General features: G+C 50.2%; 21 protein-coding genes. 9 read left to right on the top strand and 12 right to left on the bottom strand.

Features of this window, described 5'->3' with window-relative positions; genetic code table 11:
- Nucleotides 1-204: 204 nt before the first annotated feature.
- From NSU01_RS15425 to NSU01_RS15415, 3 genes are all read left to right on the top strand, one after another.
- Nucleotides 205-786: a sigma-70 family RNA polymerase sigma factor gene (locus NSU01_RS15425; RefSeq protein ID WP_076244790.1), complete on the top strand. Its 582-nt coding sequence runs from the start codon at nucleotides 205-207 to the stop codon at nucleotides 784-786.
- The gene (locus NSU01_RS15420) at nucleotides 755-2,326 is read left to right on the top strand and encodes a DUF4179 domain-containing protein (RefSeq protein WP_076244787.1); all 1,572 of its coding nucleotides are present in this window, start codon (nucleotides 755-757) and stop codon (nucleotides 2,324-2,326) included. Before NSU01_RS15425 ends, NSU01_RS15420 begins: the two co-directional genes overlap by 32 nt.
- A gap of 64 nt (nucleotides 2,327-2,390) precedes the next feature.
- Nucleotides 2,391-3,545 carry a hypothetical protein gene (locus NSU01_RS15415; protein ID WP_042136804.1) on the top strand — a complete coding sequence of 385 codons (1,155 nt, stop codon included), beginning with the start codon at nucleotides 2,391-2,393 and terminating at the stop codon, nucleotides 3,543-3,545.
- 103 nt (nucleotides 3,546-3,648) lie between these two features.
- Here NSU01_RS15415 and NSU01_RS15410 read toward each other — a convergent pair whose 3' ends face one another.
- Nucleotides 3,649-3,960, bottom strand: a complete 312-nt coding sequence (locus NSU01_RS15410) for a hypothetical protein (RefSeq protein WP_231575366.1) — start codon at nucleotides 3,958-3,960, stop codon at nucleotides 3,649-3,651.
- Between the two features lie 431 nt (nucleotides 3,961-4,391).
- Between NSU01_RS15410 and NSU01_RS15405 the strand changes: the two genes are divergently transcribed.
- A complete protein-coding gene (locus NSU01_RS15405) occupies nucleotides 4,392-5,690 on the top strand; it encodes a DUF5050 domain-containing protein (RefSeq protein WP_042136803.1) in 1,299 nt (432 codons plus the stop codon).
- A 423-nt stretch (nucleotides 5,691-6,113) separates the two neighbouring features.
- Here NSU01_RS15405 and NSU01_RS15400 read toward each other — a convergent pair whose 3' ends face one another.
- Nucleotides 6,114-6,449 carry an antibiotic biosynthesis monooxygenase gene (locus tag NSU01_RS15400; RefSeq protein WP_042136801.1) on the bottom strand — a complete coding sequence of 112 codons (336 nt, stop codon included), beginning with the start codon at nucleotides 6,447-6,449 and terminating at the stop codon, nucleotides 6,114-6,116.
- A 235-nt stretch (nucleotides 6,450-6,684) separates the two neighbouring features.
- Between NSU01_RS15400 and NSU01_RS15395 the strand changes: the two genes are divergently transcribed.
- Nucleotides 6,685-7,236, top strand: coding sequence for a hypothetical protein (locus NSU01_RS15395; RefSeq protein WP_042136800.1), 552 nt, complete (start codon nucleotides 6,685-6,687; stop codon nucleotides 7,234-7,236).
- Between the two features lie 85 nt (nucleotides 7,237-7,321).
- On the opposite strand, the gene NSU01_RS15390 is transcribed toward NSU01_RS15395, so the two are convergent.
- From NSU01_RS15390 to NSU01_RS15365, 6 genes are all read right to left on the bottom strand, one after another.
- The gene (locus NSU01_RS15390) at nucleotides 7,322-8,455 is read right to left on the bottom strand and encodes a DUF4179 domain-containing protein (protein WP_083705570.1); all 1,134 of its coding nucleotides are present in this window, start codon (nucleotides 8,453-8,455) and stop codon (nucleotides 7,322-7,324) included.
- Nucleotides 8,445-8,732 (bottom strand): sigma factor-like helix-turn-helix DNA-binding protein, encoded by a 288-nt coding sequence (locus tag NSU01_RS15385; RefSeq protein ID WP_256703913.1) that lies wholly within the window; start codon nucleotides 8,730-8,732, stop codon nucleotides 8,445-8,447. The genes NSU01_RS15390 and NSU01_RS15385 overlap by 11 nt, the downstream gene beginning before the upstream one ends.
- The gene (locus NSU01_RS15380; protein ID WP_256703901.1) at nucleotides 8,728-8,991 is read right to left on the bottom strand and encodes a sigma factor; all 264 of its coding nucleotides are present in this window, start codon (nucleotides 8,989-8,991) and stop codon (nucleotides 8,728-8,730) included. Before NSU01_RS15380 ends, NSU01_RS15385 begins: the two co-directional genes overlap by 5 nt.
- A gap of 172 nt (nucleotides 8,992-9,163) precedes the next feature.
- Entirely contained in the window at nucleotides 9,164-10,396 is a 1,233-nt protein-coding gene (locus tag NSU01_RS15375) for an aminopeptidase (RefSeq protein WP_039303534.1), read from the bottom strand.
- Between the two features lie 103 nt (nucleotides 10,397-10,499).
- Entirely contained in the window at nucleotides 10,500-11,048 is a 549-nt protein-coding gene (locus tag NSU01_RS15370) for a hypothetical protein (RefSeq protein ID WP_076244783.1), read from the bottom strand.
- Nucleotides 11,049-11,133: 85 nt separating this feature from the next.
- Complete coding sequence (locus tag NSU01_RS15365; protein WP_039303540.1) at nucleotides 11,134-11,481, bottom strand: hypothetical protein; 348 nt, start codon at nucleotides 11,479-11,481, stop codon at nucleotides 11,134-11,136.
- A 217-nt stretch (nucleotides 11,482-11,698) separates the two neighbouring features.
- Between NSU01_RS15365 and NSU01_RS15360 the strand changes: the two genes are divergently transcribed.
- The gene (locus NSU01_RS15360; protein ID WP_076244780.1) at nucleotides 11,699-12,829 is read left to right on the top strand and encodes a VanZ family protein; all 1,131 of its coding nucleotides are present in this window, start codon (nucleotides 11,699-11,701) and stop codon (nucleotides 12,827-12,829) included.
- A gap of 30 nt (nucleotides 12,830-12,859) precedes the next feature.
- Nucleotides 12,860-14,410: an amidase family protein gene (locus NSU01_RS15355; protein WP_076244777.1), complete on the top strand. Its 1,551-nt coding sequence runs from the start codon at nucleotides 12,860-12,862 to the stop codon at nucleotides 14,408-14,410.
- An 80-nt stretch (nucleotides 14,411-14,490) separates the two neighbouring features.
- Here NSU01_RS15355 and NSU01_RS15350 read toward each other — a convergent pair whose 3' ends face one another.
- Nucleotides 14,491-15,258: an exodeoxyribonuclease III gene (locus NSU01_RS15350; RefSeq protein ID WP_076244774.1), complete on the bottom strand. Its 768-nt coding sequence runs from the start codon at nucleotides 15,256-15,258 to the stop codon at nucleotides 14,491-14,493.
- Nucleotides 15,259-15,617: 359 nt separating this feature from the next.
- Here NSU01_RS15350 and NSU01_RS15345 point away from each other — a divergent pair, with 359 nt between their 5' ends.
- Complete coding sequence (locus NSU01_RS15345) at nucleotides 15,618-15,905, top strand: hypothetical protein (RefSeq protein ID WP_039303550.1); 288 nt, start codon at nucleotides 15,618-15,620, stop codon at nucleotides 15,903-15,905.
- 94 nt (nucleotides 15,906-15,999) lie between these two features.
- Here the strand turns inward: NSU01_RS15345 and NSU01_RS15340 are convergent, their stop codons facing one another.
- The gene (locus NSU01_RS15340) at nucleotides 16,000-17,109 is read right to left on the bottom strand and encodes a citrate synthase/methylcitrate synthase (RefSeq protein ID WP_076244771.1); all 1,110 of its coding nucleotides are present in this window, start codon (nucleotides 17,107-17,109) and stop codon (nucleotides 16,000-16,002) included.
- A gap of 114 nt (nucleotides 17,110-17,223) precedes the next feature.
- Nucleotides 17,224-18,075, bottom strand: a complete 852-nt coding sequence (locus NSU01_RS15335) for a helix-turn-helix transcriptional regulator (protein ID WP_076244768.1) — start codon at nucleotides 18,073-18,075, stop codon at nucleotides 17,224-17,226.
- Nucleotides 18,076-18,246: 171 nt separating this feature from the next.
- Here NSU01_RS15335 and fabF point away from each other — a divergent pair, with 171 nt between their 5' ends.
- Nucleotides 18,247-19,485, top strand: a complete 1,239-nt coding sequence (gene fabF, locus NSU01_RS15330) for a beta-ketoacyl-ACP synthase II (protein WP_076244766.1) — start codon at nucleotides 18,247-18,249, stop codon at nucleotides 19,483-19,485.
- Nucleotides 19,486-19,892: 407 nt separating this feature from the next.
- On the opposite strand, the gene NSU01_RS15325 is transcribed toward fabF, so the two are convergent.
- Nucleotides 19,893-20,768, bottom strand: a complete 876-nt coding sequence (locus tag NSU01_RS15325) for a LysR family transcriptional regulator (RefSeq protein ID WP_083705569.1) — start codon at nucleotides 20,766-20,768, stop codon at nucleotides 19,893-19,895.
- Nucleotides 20,769-20,913 lie beyond the last annotated feature (145 nt).

The following is a 20,913-nucleotide window of genomic DNA, read 5'->3' as shown; positions in this document are numbered from 1 at the left end:
CTTATTACCCGATTACCGGATAAGATGCCTCCGGATGGCAGAATTTGAGCTGTTTGCAGAAACCGGCCGCATCGCTCCAGGCGGATAATATTTACATACCGGCTGCGGTGTGAGAAGATATCTTTTGTTTTTTGGCAAAAAAAGTGAGAAACCGCAGGCCGTCCGCGCGTCTTATAAGTAAATACGTCCATTTGGAGGCAATAGATGAAGGAACAAGACAATGCCGAAATCATAATTGCCGAGGTGCTGGCCGGAAATCGTGAGGCCTTTGCTATACTGGTAGACCAGTATAAATCCGGTTTATACCTTCTGCTGCTGGGCCTCGGTGCGAGCCATCAGGATGCGCAGGATCTGGCGCAGGATACTTTCATTCAGGCCTATCAGAAGCTGCGCAGCCATAATGAACAGTCCAGCTTCGCAGCCTGGCTCTACGCCATTGCCATCAACCGGTTCAAATCACAGAAGCGGCGCAAGGCATTCTCTTTCTCGGGAGGCTCCATTCTGGAGGAGATGGATCAGGCCCCGACACCTGAAGAGCGGTATATGATCAAGGAAAACAAGCTGGAGCTGCAAAAAAAGCTGGCCCGGCTTCCGGAACGCTACCGGATCGTGCTGCTGTTGCGTTATACCAATGAATTGACTTATGAGGAGATTGCCGCCATCACGGGAATTACTTTGCATCAGGTGAAGAACCGTCTGCACCGCGCCCGCTTGAAGCTCAAAAAACAATGGCCGAAACCGAAGGAGGATTCCAATGAAAAAATCGGATTACCGCACACACGATAATGTGGCAGATGAGGAAATGCTAATGTCTCTGTCCGGTTATGATGATCATCAGATGGATGAGGATTTCACGGGGCGTGTTATGGAGCAAATCCGCCAGACGGAGATTTTGCCCGCATCAAACGGGTCCATGGCTGGCTATACCAGCAATCCCGGCCGCAGAAGGTTCCGGCGTAATGTACTATGGGCAGGCTTGGGTACAGCTGCCATTGCGCTGGCGGTCCTGCTGTTCCTGCTCCCGGACTTATCTGCTCTACAGCAGATCCAATCCTCCAAATCCCAGCGGCTGCTCATACTGCCTTCCGAGTGGAGTGACCATCACCTGCTGGAAGCCAAGAAAGCCGGGGTAGTGAAGCTGCCTGATATTGAGGTCACGGATCAGGGCTATACGCTGACGCTGCAAGAGGTTGTTGCCGACCCGAACCGGATGATTCTGAATCTCAGAATTACCGATGCCAAAGGGCAGCCAGATGAAGAAATGATGAGTATGTTTGATATCACCCAGCTGCAGCTCCGTAACGAGGAAGGGCTAGAAATTGGAGACCTGCAGGGTATCAATCATATGAGTACTAAGCTCGGCCCCGATAAGTTCAGGATTGAATATCTGTTATTAACCTATTATTTCAAAGGAGAACAGCCCGGGGATACCGTGTTCATTGAAGGGAAGGTTCACGAGCTGATGCTGAAATACAAGACCAATGATAGGATTTCGGGGAATTGGAGCTTCAGTTATGCTGCAGACATGACAACCGCCAATGCTCTGACAGTGAACACTGATTTGAGTAAATACAGCTACACCACACCTCAAGGGCTGGAAATTCTGATGAAAGGCATCACGCATTCTCCTGCCGGTGCCAAAATTGAATTCAGTACCCTGCTAAAGGATGAGCTGGCCTCCCAAGTTCCGGAGAACCGCAGGGTTAATCTGGGTGTCAGGTATCATTTCGAGAATGCCAAAGGTCAAATTGTGGGCTCACTCATTAATAGTAAATATGGCGGAATGTCTGAGATAAACAGAGTCGGTCATGATCTCCAATTGAACTGGAGTTATTACTTAACGGAACTTCCATATCTCAGCGAGCCTATTTATTTCGTACTCGACGGCTTCTCCATCCCTGTTGAATCGGATGATTCATTAACGTTCAATCCGGCGCTTCTGAAGACAAAGCCTGCTGTCTTTGCAGCAGAGGGTGATATTTTGAATGTAAATAATATAAAGATCACTGAGACTCAGACCTTGCCTGGGCTGTCAGCCTGGATGGCTGTCAGCGGCAAATTCAGCAATGAATTCGATATGGACAAATGGATGGCCCGGGACGGCAATGGCACTGAGTATGATGTAATCCGCTGGGGTTCCTACCGGGAGGGGGATCTCGTTACCTTTGGCCAGAGCAGTGGGAACTCCGATCTTGTGTATCTGATTGTTGACGGTATGAAATCCATCCCGAAGGAGCTGACGCTAATCCGCACAGTCACAGACAAACTCTTCAATGACGCCGACTGGAGCTTCGAATTGCCTCGCTCGGCAGCAACTTCACAATAATTTCCACGTCTATTCCTAATAATAGGGATTCCTCATCCCAATAATAGGAAATGGATGTGAATCTATGAACCGCAGTATTAGGCTATTCTTGCTATTGCTTGTATCCATTGCCGCACTCGGCGGCTGCAGTTCAGAGCAGGCTGGTTCCCCTAAGCCTTCTTCCTCATCCGCTGCTCCCGGATTCACGGGAACGGTGCCCACAAGCACACCTGAACCTGCCGTTTCTCCGTCTGCGCCTGGAGTTAGCGTAGCCCCTGCTGCGGCGGCTGTGCCGGATCCGGCAGATTCCTTCCGGGGTGTCCGGCTTGTCAGCAAACAGGGAGAGGTTATAAGAGAATGGGCTTCAGCAGCCATTAACTTGTTCCAACCGGTAAGGACCGGCCTGAACGAACAGCAGCAGCTGCTTATCTACCACATCGGCAGTGAGCAGCCTGAGCTTCTGGCGGAGGACGGAAGCATAACATCCTGGCCGGCGCCGCAATGGTCCGGTGAGGAACCTCCCTACGGTAATGACTACGGCAATGATGTGCTCTATGCCGACCGGCTGCTGAATGATGAGATTTTTGCCGTCAAAGGAAACCGCACTTTATACCTGGTGAATATTACAACCGGAGAAGCCAAAAAGCTGTATTCTGCCGAGCGGGCGGTCTATGGACTCACCGCATCCCCGGATAACAGCCAGGCTGCCCTGCTTGTTGCCTCTGAGCCGTATATAGGTCCTGACGCCGATTTGATTGTTCTGAACCGTAAGGGAGAAGAAGTATTCACCAAACCGAGGGCCAGCGTCCAAAGCCACAGTGACGGATTTCTGTTTATTTATCCGATGGCCTGGAAAGATCCCGGTATCCTCACAGTTCCGGTCAGCGGATATGAGCAATATGGCAACGGTGGCGTGAATCTGGTTCATACGGATACTGGGGTAACCGAGTTCTTGGAGAAGCCTTCCCTTCCCGCTGACCTGCTTCTGCTATTTGAGGAATCCGCCGGAAAGGTGAAATTCCCGGAGGAGCTGCACTTCCTCCCCGAGCCTGGAGACCAGCCTGTGTATTATGCGGTTCAAGGCATGAATTCGGATATCTGGCTGCTTAATCAGAAGACCCGGCAAGCCGTGAAGCTGGAGAGGGGACGTCTGCTGAAATGGACCAGTGACGGCAACCTGCTGATAGGCAAAACCTCAAGGGAACTGCTGGAGGCCTATATAGGAACAGATTCCTTATAACATGCTGTCTCTAGCATAATTTTCGATACCGTATCTACCACACGCAATAAAAGCGGGGATCAGCCTATGCGCCGGTCCCCGCTTCCCTGTATTCACTACAAATTTATATTTTCTCATCCCAAATCTTCCGCTCATTCTCCTTCACCAGCAGCTCAGCCGCCTCGGGGTAGACCGTCCGGAACGGATGATGTTTGGCTTCGATGACCTCCACCATTTTATCAATCATTTCCTGGGGGTCCTGCTGCAATGCAAGCATTGCGGCACCTTTTAGCATATCCGCGCGTTTCGTGAAATTGACTTTCTCGTCATACCATTTCTCTTTCTCTTCAAACATCATATCATTGAAGCCTGTCTTATAGGGTCCCGGATTAATGGTCGCTACCTGGATGCCGAATTCAGCGCCCGCTGCCGGCACCGGTTATGAAAATCGTTTTTTTGCCAAACATATAATCTCCTCCAGTGTCAGGTATAGTAGTTATATCAGCAGGCATTATCAATTACCGAAGAGCTGCGGATGATTACATGGTGATTTTACCCCTACCCTGGCAAGATAATCATATGCTTCCACTTGTACTTCCCGTATAATGCGTTCGGTTACATTTTCTCATTCATGCAAGCCTTGGGACTCTTTCCATCACTCGTCAGACTATATTTCCTTTCCTCCCCGCAGGTTTACCGCCTTTCAGCATACATAAGAACGCAGAATCCCCTAGCAACTTCCTTGATAACTTTAATGTTAAAGTTAATAATTGGTTCTTTAGATTTATATTACATATTGTGAATCTCTCCGATATCTTATTAGAACAGTATTTACTGTATACCACACTGCCAAAGAGGAGACTTCACATGAACGCTTTAAAGTTATTATCCAGAAAACTAGGTTGTATTCTGCTTGTACTGTTACTGGTGACCATCGGTACAGCCGGCGCCAGCCAAACACAAACGGCTTCAGCGGCAACAGCAGGCAAAGCATATGTGTATTATGTATCCAATGAAGTTCTATACCGTGTAACGACAGACGGAAGCGAAACACAGAAAATCGCCGAGAATTTCGATGGCAACGGATTAATGTCGACAGGTAAATATCTCTATTTTTACTATGAGAGCATCATGGGTATACAGCGCCTGTCACTAACTGATCCCGATGCCTTAATCACCAATTTTAGCGGAGATCGCAATATTGTCTATTTCCTGATCGATGGTGACTTCCTGTACTTCATGGATGACACGGGCAGCATCTACCGGACTTCAGCCAATGCTGAAGATGATACCCAGCTTACGCGGGTCGCAGACAATGCAGATGCGAACTTCCAGTGCTTTGACGTCCTGAATGGACGAATCTACTATAATGCCTTGAAGGATACAACCACTACCTGGGTAGCTTCTAAGCCTAGTGACGGGAGCGGAACCATTCAATGGATCGCCAGCGGAGCTATTCAGGATGCCAGTTTCATCCACCCGTATGGTGCCAGCTTAAACCTGATGATTGACACTATTCCTGGTGAAACAGAATATTCCCTTAATTCTAAGGTGCTCTACACGCTTCCCTTAAGCGGAGGGGCTCCCAAAGCAGCCAATGCCAAAAGTCCGCTGGATTCAAATGAAGTGTACGCTGGCACCTGGTCCAATAATTACTTCCTGTTTAACAAAGGGATTAAACTTGATGCAAAAGGAGAGAACAATTTCAGCACTGGCAAAGGCTTCCTGATCGACAAAAACGGAAAGATCCTTCAACTTAGCCAGAATAGTGTCCTAAGCATCAGCGAGTTAAGCAATACCAAACTGGCATATGTGGATTCCAAGGGCAAAGCATATATCAGCACTCTTGCAAATGGCAAAATAGCCTCATCCAAGGCACTTGCACTGACTAATGTTATCAATGTCCAAACCGTAAAGAATGGAACCACGCTTACTACCATTTTTTATACCAAAACCGATGCTTATGTACTGAATGCCGATTCAACACTGACCAAGATGGCGGGTGTAGAATCTGACTACTCCGTAATTACAAACGATATCCAGGGTATATATTATATTAACGCTGGAGACAACGATTGTTTGTACCGGTTCAGCAATGACGGTAAAACCAAAACCAAGCTTTCGGCTGGCCCGGTAACTTTTATCGGCTTGCTCTCCACACATTAAATACCAGACTATGAAGGAGCTTCTATTTGAAGCCCTGGTTCAGAAGAAAAGACCATGCACTGATATAACAGCTGCATGGCCTTTTTTTTCATTTAAATATCAATTCACACAAATAACCGTATCCCGTCTGAAAAGTTCCGGAGCAAGCCGCAGACTTCTTCCGGCTCCCCCATTCATAATTTCAATCAGCAATTCAGCGGCAAGCGTTCCAATTTCTTCGTACCGGTGACGTATGGTGATAAGCGGCGCATTCGTATTTTCGGTAAAAAAGCATTATCATAGCCGATCACCGGGAGATCGTCAGGCAACTTTATCCCCTTACGGCCCAATTCATAATTGCCCTCATAGCACGAGGTCATTGGCACAGCATACCGCATAATATCAAGTTTGCTGTCCAGAGAAGGCATTCTGAATTAGCCCGGTTTAGGAGCGTTTCCCGTAGGCCTTGCCCTCTTTTACCGTCTGTACATGATACATATTTACTGTAGTGCTAATGATATAAGCAGGCTTCGCCTGCCCTCTGCTGTTCTTGTGGCCCTGAAGATGGGCATCACTCTTCTCCCAGTTCTTCCAGGCTTCCTCCGATTCCCAGCGGATCAGCAGGAGAACCTCTTCATGCTCCTTACTCTTCTTATTGACCATCACGCTGACATCGATCAGCCCGTCCATTTCCTCCAGTGCCCCCTGTTTGCTGAAGCGTTCTACTACGGTGCTACTGTTGCCTTTTTCTACAACGATGGATCTGGTTTGCACGTACATATTGATCTATTCCTCCTGAAGAAGCTGCTGCACCGGGCTTAAATATTGATGCAGTCAGCTTAAAATATAATACTCTCATTCTAATTGATAATCGTTATCATTTCCAGCCAAGCTGCAGCACAATAGATAAAGTTTATTTTATAACAGAGATCTCACTAGAAAGAATAGAACTCCCGGTATAAAGTTTTAATAGTTGTTGTTACCCAATACGCATAGAAAGCAGGCAGAATATCAGATGAACATCGAAGTTAAGCTTACCGGGCTTAATGAAGCCTATATTATCAAAAATATGTATCCGCTCTATCTGCATGATTTGTCGGGACATTACGGACTTGTGCAAGGACATACCCCTAACCGGCACGGTATATTTGAGGATGATGACGAATGCCGCACACTGGCAGACCAGTATGAAGTGCAGAATATCTGGTGGGAGAAACCCGGGATTCTCTACCCTTTTCTGATCATGGTGAATTCACTGCCGGCCGGGTTCGCACTGATTGCCACTCCGCCGCACTGCGGGCAGGAGGTTAATTATTTCGTGAATGACTTTTTTCTGCTGCAGCCCTTCAGGGGGAATGGTATTGCGGAGCAAGCGGCTGTGGAGGTATTTGAACGGTTCCGGGGCGAATGGGAGCTGTTCACCAATCCGGCGGCGAGGAATATAACCGGTCAGAAATTCTGGCGGAAGACAGTCTCCCGCTATACGCAGGGTCAATATACAGAGCGCACCGGAGAGACCTTCGACGGAAATATGCTTGTCTTCCGGTTTAATAACCGGATTGAATGAGTGTTAACTTTGACACTTCACAAGTCACACAGCACAAAGGCTGACGCGCTAAAGATACCGGCGGTCAGCCTTTTCTCATCCTATTTTACGGCAGAATGGGCAGGTTAATTTCTTTGGCATTCTTACCTGTGCCCGTCTTCAGAAACAAATTGAGGGACTCGGGTTGATCCAGCAGATTGCTGCCGAAGCTCCGTTCAAAGCCCTCATAAGTTCCGGAACCCAGCGTCATTCCTAGATGGACAGTTCCATATTTTGTAATCGACTGAATTTCATTCCCGTATACAACCTCAAATATATTTTGCCTGTTCTGCCAGGTAATATCTGACTCATTCTTAATTTTAATCATCGTCCGGATCAGAAGTGGTGAGATTTCAACCTTCTCCAGTGTCACTTCGATCCCGTCGAGGACGAAGTCTTCATCCGGCTGAACAATGACAGTTTGCTGCTCTTTGAATTTCGGGTCCAGCTTGAAGCTGACCTTGAGTCTGGGAGAATAATGCATGTCGGCTACAATTGTCCCTGTCTTCGGCTGGCCAAGCTTGCCGGTGTCCACAGATGCGATCTGGAAATCTGCTTCAAGCTGCTCCGGGATCGGCTTGTTCCGGTCCAGATTGATAATGCTTCGGCCGTAGTAAATACGGTTATTGAGCAGGCCAGAAGCCGTCGCATTGCCCCCGATTCCGCCACCGTTCTCCAAATATTGTCCTGTCGATATATCCTTCATTCGTGCACTGCTGGTACCATAGACCTCCTGACCTTCAGCCACTTCTGCTGTGTACAAAAAGATAATGCGGTTCTCATCCGCTGTAACGGCATTCAATGTAATCTTATAATCTCCGCTAGCGGCACTTTGATTAATCATCTGGATATAATCATGCCGGATAGCTGAATCCAGAGTCGCCGCCTCCATATCAAAAGAATAGAGCCGTTTAAACTTTTCCAGCTCTCCCCAATTCACTACTCCAGGAGGTGCGGCAGTATGCGATGCAGAATCGTGGATTACTGGAATGAAAAATAGGATCATCGCGGCAACCGCAGCGGCAGCTAAGCCGATAATGGAACCTTTGGTGAATCTGCCCTGCCAGCTCCTCCTGCGTCCGCTCTCCATTCCTGCCTGAACTGCCATTCTGACCGCATTGCCTCCGGCGTCCGCTTCAGCTGCCTCGTGTATACGGACTGCATCAGACAACATCGCCTGTACTTCCCTGCTACTGTTCATTCCATTCACCCCGGTTCTTCATAATCATCCTAAGCTGCTTCAGTCCTTTGTGCTGCCAGGTTTTGATTGTTCCCTCCGGCTTCTTAAGCAGAACGGCGATTTCAGCCAAGGTCATATCATTGTAGTATTTGAGCAGCAGCACATGACGGTATTTCAGCTTCACCTGCAAGAGCGCCCACTGCATCTCCATAGTATGAGTGCTGTTATGAATGACCGGCTCCATCATATTCTCCGCTGCGGTCGGGACTGCCCTCTTCCTTCTCCGCTGTTCGTCAATGCAGACATAGATTAATATCCGTATCAGCCAGGATTTGAACGCCTGGGGGTCCTTTAGGGTCCTTTAGGGTTCTTCGTTTCACCCAGGCCCGGCAGGTCGCTTCCTGCAAGGCTTCCAGCGCATCGTTGCGGTTGCCCAGATAACTGTAAGCAATATGATATAGCTGATCACTGTGCTCCATAACCGCTTTAACAAAATCCGTCTCTTCATGCGGCACAGCGGCAGTAACCCGCTTCATCTCAGCCCCGGACATCGTCATCTCTCCCTCTCCTCTCCATCACTTTTACATGAATTAGACGGAGAGGTATCACAAACAGTTTTATCCTGCGGCAATTATTATCACAAAAAAAACCGCATTCCCCGCTGACCGGGAAAAAATGCGGCCTTACTTGTGGAACGCAGCTAATTAGCCGCCGCCGGATATCCTCCGGCTACAGCACCCAGTTGCCTTGGCGGAACACCGGCTCAATGGTCCCATCGGCCAGCTCCCCGTCAATATCAAGCTCCGCCGAGCCAATCATGAAATCGACATGCGTAAGGCTGACGTTGGCTCCCCTGGCAATCAGTTCTTCGCTTGTCATGGAAGTCCCGCCTTCAATGTTAACCGGATACGCACTGCCCAGGGCGAAATGACAGGATGCATTCTCATCGATCCCGGTATTATAGAACACTCTGTTCAGCCGGGAGATCGGAGAGTCATGCGGCACCAGTGCCACCTCCCCAAGATAAGAGGCCCCTTCATCCGTGTCCAGCAGCGAGGTCAGATGCTCACGCCCGGATTCGGCATCATAGGCTGTAACCTTGCCGTCCGTAAAGGTAACCGTAATTCCGTCCACCAGCCGTCCGTTCAGATTAAGCGGAAGGGTGCTTTTGACAGTACCATTGACTCCGGTGCGATGCGGCATCGTGTATATCTCTTCCGTAGGCATATTCGCTACAAAATATACACCGCCGGCATTCTCGCCGCCGCCGCCGCGCCACAGATGGCCTTCAGGCAGTTCTACGCGCAGATCCGTGCCCGGTGCACGGTAATGAAGGCTTTTATACCGTTTGGCATTCATCCGCTCCTGGCTCTGCTTCAGGTCACCGATATGACTGCGCCAAGCAGCAACCGGGTCCTCGCTGCCCACACGGTTCATCTGGAATACCGCTTCCCACATTGCCTCAATCCGGCCCTCTTCAGGCAGATCAGCGAATACCTTGTCCGCCCAGGCACGCGTAGGTGCCTTGACCAGCGACCAGCTGATTCGGTTGTTGCGGGTATAGTTCTGATATTTCTTACGGGCTACAGCAGCAGCCTTAACCGCTGTGGAGACTTTGGCGGAATCAATTCCGCGGAACAGCTCAGGGTCCGGTACCTTAATATGTAATATAGCCCCGCCTTCTTCAGCGAACCCCTCCAGCATGTCCGCATGCCACTGCGGATAATATCCGAAGGAATCCTCAGAAGCCTTCTCATAACGGATGCGCGTAACCGCTTCATCATCCCAGTCCACAAGCACATATTTAGCCCCTGCCTCATAAGCTTTGCCTACGATTAGCCGGGTAAGCTCCACGGTCTCAAGCGGTGCATGCACCATCAGCACTTGCCCTGGCTGCACGTTCACGCCAACCTTTACCACAAGCTCTGCATATTTCTCCAGCATCAGATCAAAATCCTTCATGTCTTCTCTTCCTCCGTATCTATTCTGTCTGTGAATGATTCTTGCCTTACTTTGAACAAACCCACTTGTTATTTTAACGCAAAAAAGGGCATGTGGCGATCAGTTAATCCCCCTCAGCCCATTTTCCTGTATAGACGCCGCTCTCATCACTCCGGATCATAAACCGGGCTTCGCTGAACACCGAGTTATGCCGGTAAGCAGACATTGTCAGCTCACTCTCTGTAATTCTCTCCGGTGATTCTCCGTTTAGCGGAGTCCAATAGATCGTCTCACCCGGCGCTATCGTAATCTCCTTACCAGCCTGGTTCACCTTATTGTCTGGCGCATTCCAGCGTATGAAGCTGCCCGTACTTGCACTCAGCCTGATCTCATCCGCATCTTCAGCATTTACAATTAGCGTATAGCCGGGTGCCTTGCTGTCGGTGACACGGTAGCTTCCATAAGAAGCCTCACGATCCGGCTGCGCCAGCTCCGGTGTTCCGTCTGCAGCATGAACCGTTAGACTAAATACCTTCTGCCATGCCTGCAGCTTCTCCGGTCCGGAAGAAATCTCCCTGTAAAAAAAGGCAAGCAATCCTAGAGCGATAATGAGCAGCACTCCCGCAACGAGGCGAAACCGGGCCTTCTTCATTCCGGTCCCTGTCCTGTTCATTTCCATCCCCCTCCAATCATATTAATCTCCCTGCTGCGCCGGAAACGGAAAGTGCATTCCCCCTCCGCCTCCGGTACCGCAGAATCTACTGTTTATCCACCTGCAGCAGCGTAATTGTCTTCACATCATACGTATGTGAAATCTTCTCTTCGTCAATCACTTTCAATTTCGTGAGACTCGCTACTTTGGCCGGGTCTGCCTTGGAGAGCAGCCTCCACAGTTCCGGATCTGACAATGTCTGGTAAAGCTTATCATCATCATATTCCTTCCGGTTCTGCGTGACAAGCTTCACTTTGTAGCTGCCGATAACCGACTCCGCCTTGCCTTGTTCAGCAAAATAGGCCAGAATATCCTGCCTCAGCCCGGCCAGCTCCTTTTCCAGCTCCTTCTGCCTGGTCTTCAATTTATAATACTGCTGTACCTTCTTCTCCATCCTGTCTCACGCTCCTCTCCTCATATGTATGCAGGAAAGAACGGATAGAATGATTAATTCCATGGATTAAGCCCAGGTTTAATTCTATACTGAAGTCGGTTCAAGCAAGTTATAATAGGGGAAATAGTCTGCAACGTTAAGAACCGGGGTCTCATACATAATGCTTAGCATCCTATCGAGAAATCGTTCAGACAAAAACTAAGACAGCAGGTGAACCATGTTTCAATCCTATCTTTTTCCGATCTCTTATGCATTTATGGCTTTTCCGTTAGCGGCGCTGCTCTTCACTTTGCCGTTCCTGATCGTTCAATACCGCCGGCACGGTTATATCAACAAGATTCGGGCGCTCATCCTCTATTTGCTGCTCCTATACTTGCTGAACGCCTTTTTCCTGGTGCTGCTGCCCATGCCGGACTCACGCCATAACGCTGCGCCTACCGGGCATATGCTCCAGCCTGTGCCGCTGCAGTTCATTCAGGACATCTTGCGCAATACGCATCTCTCGCGTAATGATCCGTCAAGCTATCTTAACGTACTGCGCGAAACGGATTTCCTGCTGGCTGCCTTCAATGTTGTGCTGACCTTACCTTTCGGGCTGTTTTTGGGCTACTATTTCCGGACCCGCTGGGTCGTGTGCATCATGCTTTCTTTCGGGCTATCGCTATTGTTTGAGATAACACAGATTACCGGGATTTACGGTTTCTTCGACCATCCTTACCGGATCTTTGATGTCGATGACCTGATCACCAATACATTCGGCGGAATAGCCGGATTCCGGATTGCCTTATGGATCTCCGGACTGCTGCCGCGGATTGAACAGCTGGACAGCCAGGAGGATTTATCCGCCAAAAAGGTTACCTACACACGCCGAGGCCTCGCTTGCCTGCTGGATGCAGTCCTATGGATGGCAGCGGCACTTCTGCTCAATCTGCTATCTTTGAATATTTCATTCTGGTCAGTCAGTATGGTGTATTTCCTGATCGTTCCTCTCTTAACCGGAGGGCGGACGCTCGGCAAATGGGTGGTGCGTATCCGGCTGGGCAGTGCGGATGGTGGTCCGCTCAAACTCTGGATGGTGTGGATAAGGTATGGACTACTCTATGGATTGCTTGGAGGAATAAACTTCCTGTCCCTTGATTCTGCCTTAATGCTTAATTTCGGCACTGCAGGTTCTACGGTTATACGAATTACAGCCTCGCTTGCCGATCTGATCTTCTTCATTCATCTGCTGATGCGGATGTTTAAGCGTGACCGCCCGCTATTCTACGAAGAGTGGAGCCGGACACACAATGTGATTACCTGGCCGGACCCGCAGCCGGCAGCTGCCGCTGAGACGCTGGCCAACTAAAATACTATGTATAGAGGGAAGAAAACAGCCATGAAAAATAATGATGCAGACCTTAGCAGCAGCCCCCTCAGCAACATTCACTCCCCCGCCCGGGAGTGGCAGGAATGGATAATTGAAGCGGATATAACGGCCATGCAGCAGGAAATGGAGCAGGGGAATTTAACTTCCGAGCGGTTAACAGCGCTGTATTTAGAGCGGATTGACCGGTATGACAGCCTGCTGAACTCTGTACTGGAGATTAACCCTGATGCACTGGAGATTGCCCGGATGCTTGATCAGGAACGCCGGGACAAGGGAGTACGTAGTCCGCTGCACGGGATTCCTGTACTTGTTAAGGATAATATCGCTACTTCGGACAAGCTGCACACCAGTGCGGGAGCGCTGGCATTGGCAGATTACAGGGCTGCTGAAGATGCCGTAGTCATTAATAAGCTGCGGGCTGCAGGTGCAGTGATTCTGGGAAAAGCAAATATGACGGAGTGGGCCAACTTCATGTCGCCCACCATGTGGGCGGGATACAGCTCACGCGGCGGACTGGTGCTGAATCCTTACGGGCCCGGTGAGCTGTTCATTGGCGGCTCCAGCTCGGGAAGTGCTGCGGCCGTTGCCGCTAACCTGGCAGCTGCCGCTCTCGGCACGGAAACTTCGGGTTCCATCATTTGTCCGGCTGCCCAGAACTCGCTTGCCGGCATCAAACCTACGTGGGGGCTGGTAAGCAATGCGGGGATTATACCGGGGATCGGCAGTCAGGATACCGCCGGTCCGATGGCCAGAACCGTATCGGATGCTGCACTGCTCCTCAGTGTCATTGCCGGTACCGGAGAGCATCCCCACAGCGCTTCATCCGATGGGACAGCAGGCAGACAGGATTATACTGCCGCTCTGGATATTGAATACGTGAAATCCAAACGGATTGGTATCCCGAGATTCTATTATAAGGATTTGGATGAGGAGGCACTGCTCCTGATGGAATCTGCCATAGCTGTTCTTAAAGAACTTGGAGCTGAAGTCATTGATCCTATTGAGCTTCCTTGCCAGAATGCCGAGTGGAATGCTGTTATACTACAATATGAATTCAAAAAAGGCTTAAACCGTTATTTAAGCGGCCTGCCTGCTTCTATCCCGGTGCATTCCCTGCAGGAGTTAATCGAATTCAACAACCAGCACAGCGCACAGGCGCTGAAATATGGTCAGGGAACGCTTGAATGGCTGGATACTTCCGGAGACGAGATTACGGAGCAGGAATATCTGGAGCAGCTGCAATTCTCCCGGTCCATGGCTGGCAGACAAGGCATCGATTATGCACTGGAGCATTACGGTCTGGATGCCATCATGTTTGCCGGATTTCACGGTACTGACCTGGCAGCCAGAGCCGGCTATCCGCTCATTACAGTCCCGGCCGGATATACCACTACCGGGATAACTGCACCGGGAGGCTATATCACCAACGGTCCGCAGGGGGTCACCTTCTCCGCGTCAGCCTTCAGCGAAGCCGTGCTGACCGGCATTGCATACAGCTTCGAACAGGCCACGAAGCACCGGCGTCCGCCGCTTCTTGACACGGCCGGGGAATCCGATTGATATCACAAACAGAGGCGGTACCCCGCAACCCGGGATACCGCCTCTGTTCTTTTATGTTCTTTTGTACAACGAATATAAATCTACACTTCCGACGCATCAGCAAGATGAAGGACTACCGGACAATGATCACTGCCGAGAATATTGCACTCTATCCCTGCATCCAGAAGGCGCGGGGCCAGCCGCGAGGAAGCGAGGAAATAGTCGATCCGCCAGCCTACATTCTTCTCTCTTACCTTCGGCATATAGGACCACCAGCTGTAGGCACCCTCAAGCTCAGGATAGAAATACCGGAAAGTATCAACGAACCCGGCCTCCAGCAGCTCTGTCATCTTTCCGCGTTCTTCATCGGTGAAGCCTGAATTCCCGCGGTTCGATTTGGCATTCTTGAGATCAATATCCTGATGCGCCACATTCAAATCCCCGCAGACTAGAACCGGCTTATGCGCATCGAGCTTCAGCAGATAATTGCGGAACTCATCCTCCCATTCCATCCGGTAATCCAGTCTCGACAGATCCCGTTTGGCATTCGGAGTATATACATTCACCAGATAGAAGTCTGTGAATTCCAGGGTAATAATTCTTCCCTCGTCTTCGGTTTCCTTGTCGAGACCATATCTGACAGACAGCGGCTTAATCCGGGTGAAGACGGCCGTACCTGAATATCCTTTTTTGAGGGCATAATTCCAGTACTGCGAATACTCCTCACCGTGGTCCAGAACAATCTGACCCTCCTGAAGCTTCGTTTCCTGCACGCAGAAGATGTCTGCGGCGCTTTCCCGGAAATATTCGTTAAACCCTTTGTTTACACAAGCTCTCAGACCATTTACATTCCAGGACACCAGCTTCATCGTTGTCATTCTCCTTACCATTCACTAGAATTACTTCCAGTGTACCATATTGTCCTCTATTTGAGCGTAGCAGCCATGTCTTTTGCCGGAATGCTCTTCGGGCTTATCCTATACCGCTTCTACGGCAGACAGTCCAAAGATAAGGCATATATTAAACCAGCTTCATAGGTCATAGACCTAATCCATAGAGTAATCGAACCGCAAAGAGCCCCCGCCCGCCATGGGTAGAGGCTCTTCTTCTATTTAATTCTACCTCTCATCGCCCTATTAAAATGTGCTAATCTCCCAAGACATACGTTACAGCAATCATAGTTTCGGCGAATATGATATCCTATCAAACGAAAAAGGAGGTCATTACCATGGCAATCTTGTTACCGCAACAATTCTTCAACCTGGCTGCAGGCGTTGGTAAATCTTATTATGAGAATCTGGCTGGAGGCATCAACGCGGCTGTAACTGTAAATAACAACTCCGGTTTCCCTGTGGACCTTGTTCTTTACAGAGTCAATGCTCCAGTCGTCACTTATACTATTCCTGCGCTGAACAGTCTCACAGTTTCTGTAAACCTGCTGCTTGTTGCTGCTCTTCTCAGCACAGCTGCAGGCGCAGTCTTCGGCACCATCGAAGTTGCAACCTCTGATTTCTAAATCTTATGTCAGAGTATCCCCCTCATACTCTCTCATTAACATTCCCTTGTTCAACATCTCCGGCTGTTTGACGGCCGGGGATGTTTTTGTGCTGTTATGATACAACCTCTGATTCAGGCATCGGTCCGATATACGTAGATTGCGGGCGGAAAATCCGGTTATTGGCCGCTTGCTCCAGTATATGGGCCGTCCAGCCGACAATTCTACCAGCCGTAAACGTTGGAGTAAATATCTCCGGTGAGAGCTGCAGCGCCTTCAGAATGGCTGCGGCATAAAACTCGACGTTAGTGAACAGCCGCCGGCCCGGCTTGTATTCCTCCAGCAGGGCAATTGCCGTGGCTTCTACATGCAGGGCAAGGTCAAAGGATGCATCCTTCCCGATCATCTCCAGCGTGGCAATCTGCAGCGCTTCTGCACGGGGGTCCTTGGTCTTATAGATGCGGTGTCCAAAGCCCATCAGCTTCGTCCCGTTATCCAGCGCATTGCGCAGCCAAGGCTCTGCCCGCTCTACCGTTCCGATATCCTCCAGCATTGAGATGACTTCATAAGGTGCACCGCCATGCAGCGGCCCTTTCATCGCCCCGATGGCTCCGCATACCGCTGCGCAGATATCAGATTCAGTCGAGAGCACCACCCGCCCGGCAAACGTTGAAGCATTCATGCCATGCTCCATGCAGAGAATCAGATAAGCGCTGAGCGCCTTGACATGGGCTTCCTCCGGCAGCTTTCCTGTAAGCAAATATAGATAATTCGCAGCATGGCCAAGCTCAGGAAGCGAATCCAGTGGTGCCAGGCCCTGCAGGCTGCGGGCTCTGTACGCGATGATTGCAGGTAGAACAGCCGTCAGACGTACCGCTTGCTTCAGCGTTGGCGGCCAGGTTGTATTCTCTTTATCGCCTAGTGCGGCAACCGCACTCTGCAGCACCAGCATAAGCGGTACCGAAGCCGGGAACAGATCCAGCATCCTGCAAAGATACTCAGGAATGACTCTCTCCTCTGCCATCTGTGCCTTCAGCAGCGCCAGTTCCTCTGCATCCGGCAGATGCCCGTTCCAGAGCAAATAAGCCACTTCCTCATAACTTTTGCTTACCGCAAGCTCTTTGGCCCAATATCCGCGGTATACCAAATGTCCTTTCTCTCCATCGACCAATCCGATTTCAGTTTCTCCGGCAACTACGCCTTCCAATCCGGTTACTTTAGCCATTGACCTTTGCTCCTTTTACGATCCCGCAGGAATTGATTCATCATATAAGGAGTATAAACGTCAAATTCGATATTGTATATTTATAGTTTTTTATGAATCCATAAAAAATATCTATCAAGCCTGCGGTTCAGGCGCCATCAGCTGCTTCAGCTTGGATTCTGTATTGGAATCTCCGGCGGGGGTGTAGATGCTGCAGCGCAGATCCGTGCTGCCCTGCACCTGAAGCGAGGTTAAATGGAACAGCATTTTGCCGGCTTTGGCATGCCGGAACTCCAGTACTACGTCCGGAGCGGAGCTTACCCGGCTCTCTTCCCATAGCTGATTGAACTCCGGATGCTGTTCCTTCATCTCCGCAATGAATTCATCATACCAGCGGTCCTCCAGATATTGTCCGTAATAGGCGCGGAAAATCGACAGGTACCCCCGGACAAACTGCTCCCAGTTCACGGCCAGCCGTCTGAATTCCTTGCGTACAAATAACAGGGAGATCATATTGCGCTGCTCCGGCGGCAGCTTGGCGAAATCAAGAAACACATGTGCGGCCGCCTCATTCCAGCCGACAATGCCGCAGTGCCGGTCCGAGATGATTGTCGGACAGCTCTTCAGCTCCTGCAGGATCTTCTGCAGGGACGGATGAATCACTGAGCTCTCCTCTTGAGGATAAATCATACTTCCCGGCCCGTTATCCAGGGCCAGGGCAAATAAGTAGCTCCGCTCATCCTTGGTCAGCCGCAGTGCTGCGGCAATACAATCCAGAACGGATGGAGATACTTTAATATCACGCCCCTGCTCAAGCCACGTGTACCAGGTATTGCTGACCCCGGCCAGCTGTGCCACCTCTTCGCGTCTTAGCCCCGGCGTCCTTCTGCGCGAACCTTCCGGCAGTCCTGCCGCTGCCGGAGAGATGGCCGCTCGTCTGGATTTCAGGAAATCGGATAATGCTTGCAGCCTGTTCTGATTGGACATTGTATCTCCCTGCCTTCCGGTTGGTCTGCCTATTAGTGTAGTAGTAATTATACTAGTATAAACTACAACTTGTAATAGGATAAATTAAGTGGAACAATAGGTCTAGAACGCATCCGGTTATACTTACAACACTTAAGTTTATGCTCACATAACTTTTAGGAGGATTATCATATGGAACGCGTAGTGATCACAGGGATGGGCGTAATTTCGCCGCTTGGCAATACCGTAGAACAATTCTGGAGCCGCTTGGCTGCTGGTGAATCGGGAATTTCGCCGATCACTACTTTTGATACAACACATTTCAAGACCAAAATTGCCGGCTCTGTACAAGAGTTCGATCCTGACGCCAGATTCGGCCGCAAGGAAGCGCGGCGCATGGACCGGTTCAGCCAGTTCGCGCTTGCCGCCGCCGAGGAGGCCTGGGCCCATTCCGGCCTGCAGCTGGACAAGATTGACCGCGAACGGCTCGGTGTCTATGTAGGCTCCGGAGTAGGCGGCATCCAGACCCTGATGGAGCAGGGTGATCTGCTGCGCTCGCGTGGCCCGGTACGGGTAAGTCCAACCCTGATCCCGATGCTGATCTCCAATATGGCAGCAGCAATGATCAGCATTAAGCTGGGAGCCTTAGGGCCGACCCTCTCGCCGGTCACTGCCTGCTCGATTGGTAATACTGCCATCGGCGAAGCCTTCCGCCTGATCCGTTACGGCGGAGCCGATGTGATCCTCGCCGGGGGTGCCGAAGCGGCGGTGACCGAAATTGCCCTGGCCAGCTTCGGCAATGCAACCGCCCTATCCACCCGCAATGAGGAGCCGCAGAAGGCCAGCCGGCCTTTTGACCAGCGCCGCGACGGCTTTGTCATCGGGGAAGGCGGCGCCATTGTCATCCTGGAGTCCCTCTCCCATGCCTTGCAGCGGAATGCTGTCATCTATGGTGAAGTAACCGGCTATGGGGCCAGCTCCGATGCTTATCATATGGTAGCCACTCATCCCGAGGGCATAGGTGCCTATCAGGCGATGAAGCTGGCGCTGAGAGAGGCCGGAATCGCTCCGGCAGAGGTGGATGTAATTAGTGCCCACGCGACCAGTACGATCGTCGGGGACCGTTCTGAGACCATGGCGATCAAGAAGCTGTTCGGTGAGGACGCCTACCGGATTCCGGTCACTGCGAACAAGTCGATGACCGGACATGCACTCGGAGCAGCCGGCGGCCTGGAAGCCATCGCCCTGCTCAAAAGCATTCAGGAGGGTCTGATTCCGCCGACAATCAATCTGGAGCAGCCTGACGAATTGTGCGACCTGGATTATGTTCCTAACCATGCCCGTCAGGCTGATCTGAAGATCGGGATCTCCAATTCCTTTGGCTTCGGCGGACATAATGCGGTCATCGTGCTGCGCAGGTATGAGGAGTAAATCAAGATGAAGTTGCGGCATTCAATGGCCTAAGAATAGTATGTTACCAATTAACAGCGGATCTCCAGGCGGAGACCCGCTGTTTGTCATACAAGTTACCGGTCACGCAGCGAGACTGGAACACAGGAGACAATTCCTGCAATTGGATTCGTTACCGGCAGAATGGAGACTTTTAGAAAGCACTCTAGACCTAAATGTTGTACGTTCTGCAACTCTGACCGATAAGGAGCCGGGTGGTTGGAAGGATTGTTGTATAAAATACAAGAATAATCCGGCTAAGCCGCTTGAAAACGCTGAAATCCTACATTTTATACAACAATCTTGAATTTCTGCCGCTAGGATCAGGGAAATGTTGTATTATGGGCATGATTTTATAAGAAGTTACCCTATCAGGATTTGCATACAAATCAATTGAAATACGCAATAGTTTTCTCAATAAATGTCTTGGCCGATTGAGTCAGAAACCGGTCTGACCGGTGAATGATCTCAAAGTGACGGTATGGCGGATCATCTGTAATTCGGATGCAGCGCAGTGTCGGTTCATTCATCGCTTGGATCAGAGGATACGGCAGCAGGGTGCCTCCGACATTGGCTTTTACCAGGCTAATAATGGAAGTGGCCGAACTGATCTCCATGATCGTATTTAAGCTGAAGCCATATTTACGGCAATAGTTATCCACCAGTTCTCGGCCTGTAAATCCTTCGGGGAACATCACCGTTTGGATATCACGCAGCTCCCGGATACCAATTGAGCTTCGCTTCGCCCAATCATGATTCTCGGAAACGACGAGCACATATTCTTCACTGCACAAAGAAATGCGTACAAGCCGGTCATCAGGAGCAGACGAGACGTCGATGCCGATGTCTACTTCATTCTCCAGCACTTGATTCAAGACGAAGACCGAAGAGACAACCTTCAGCTGCACCTTGGGGAACCGGGTATGAAAATCTGCCAGCAAAGGAGTAATCCGGTAGTCCAGATCGGAAGGGAGAACACCGATTACCAGTCGGCCCCGCTGATCATTGCGGAATTCAGCTAATGCATCCCGGGTATTCTGTAAATGACGGATCATCTGTACACAGTGCTCCAGAAACAGGTTTCCTGCCTGTGTCATCACAATCTTCTTGCCGACCCGGTCGAATAAGGGAACGCCGAGTTCATCCTCCAGCGCACGTATTTGTTGACTCAGCGTAGGTTGGGATATGCCAAGTTTCTCAGCTGCCCGTGTGAAATGAAGCGCCTCGCACACCGCAATGAAGTTTTCCATCTGACGAATCTCCATATCAGCCACCTCCAATCATTGGTTTTAGTAATCATTTTAATAGAAACAATAGTATTGTTCAATCATTCTAATGATTCTATACTTAACCGTGCATCCCCCAATGCTCTGTCACGGGCTCATGCTCACGGGTGAAAGCCACAATACT

This window comes from Paenibacillus sp. FSL H8-0259 (assembly GCF_037963255.1).
Classification (GTDB): Bacteria; Bacillota; Bacilli; order Paenibacillales; family Paenibacillaceae; genus Paenibacillus_AQ; species Paenibacillus_AQ phytohabitans.
This window is presented reverse-complemented; position numbering and strand designations above follow the sequence as displayed.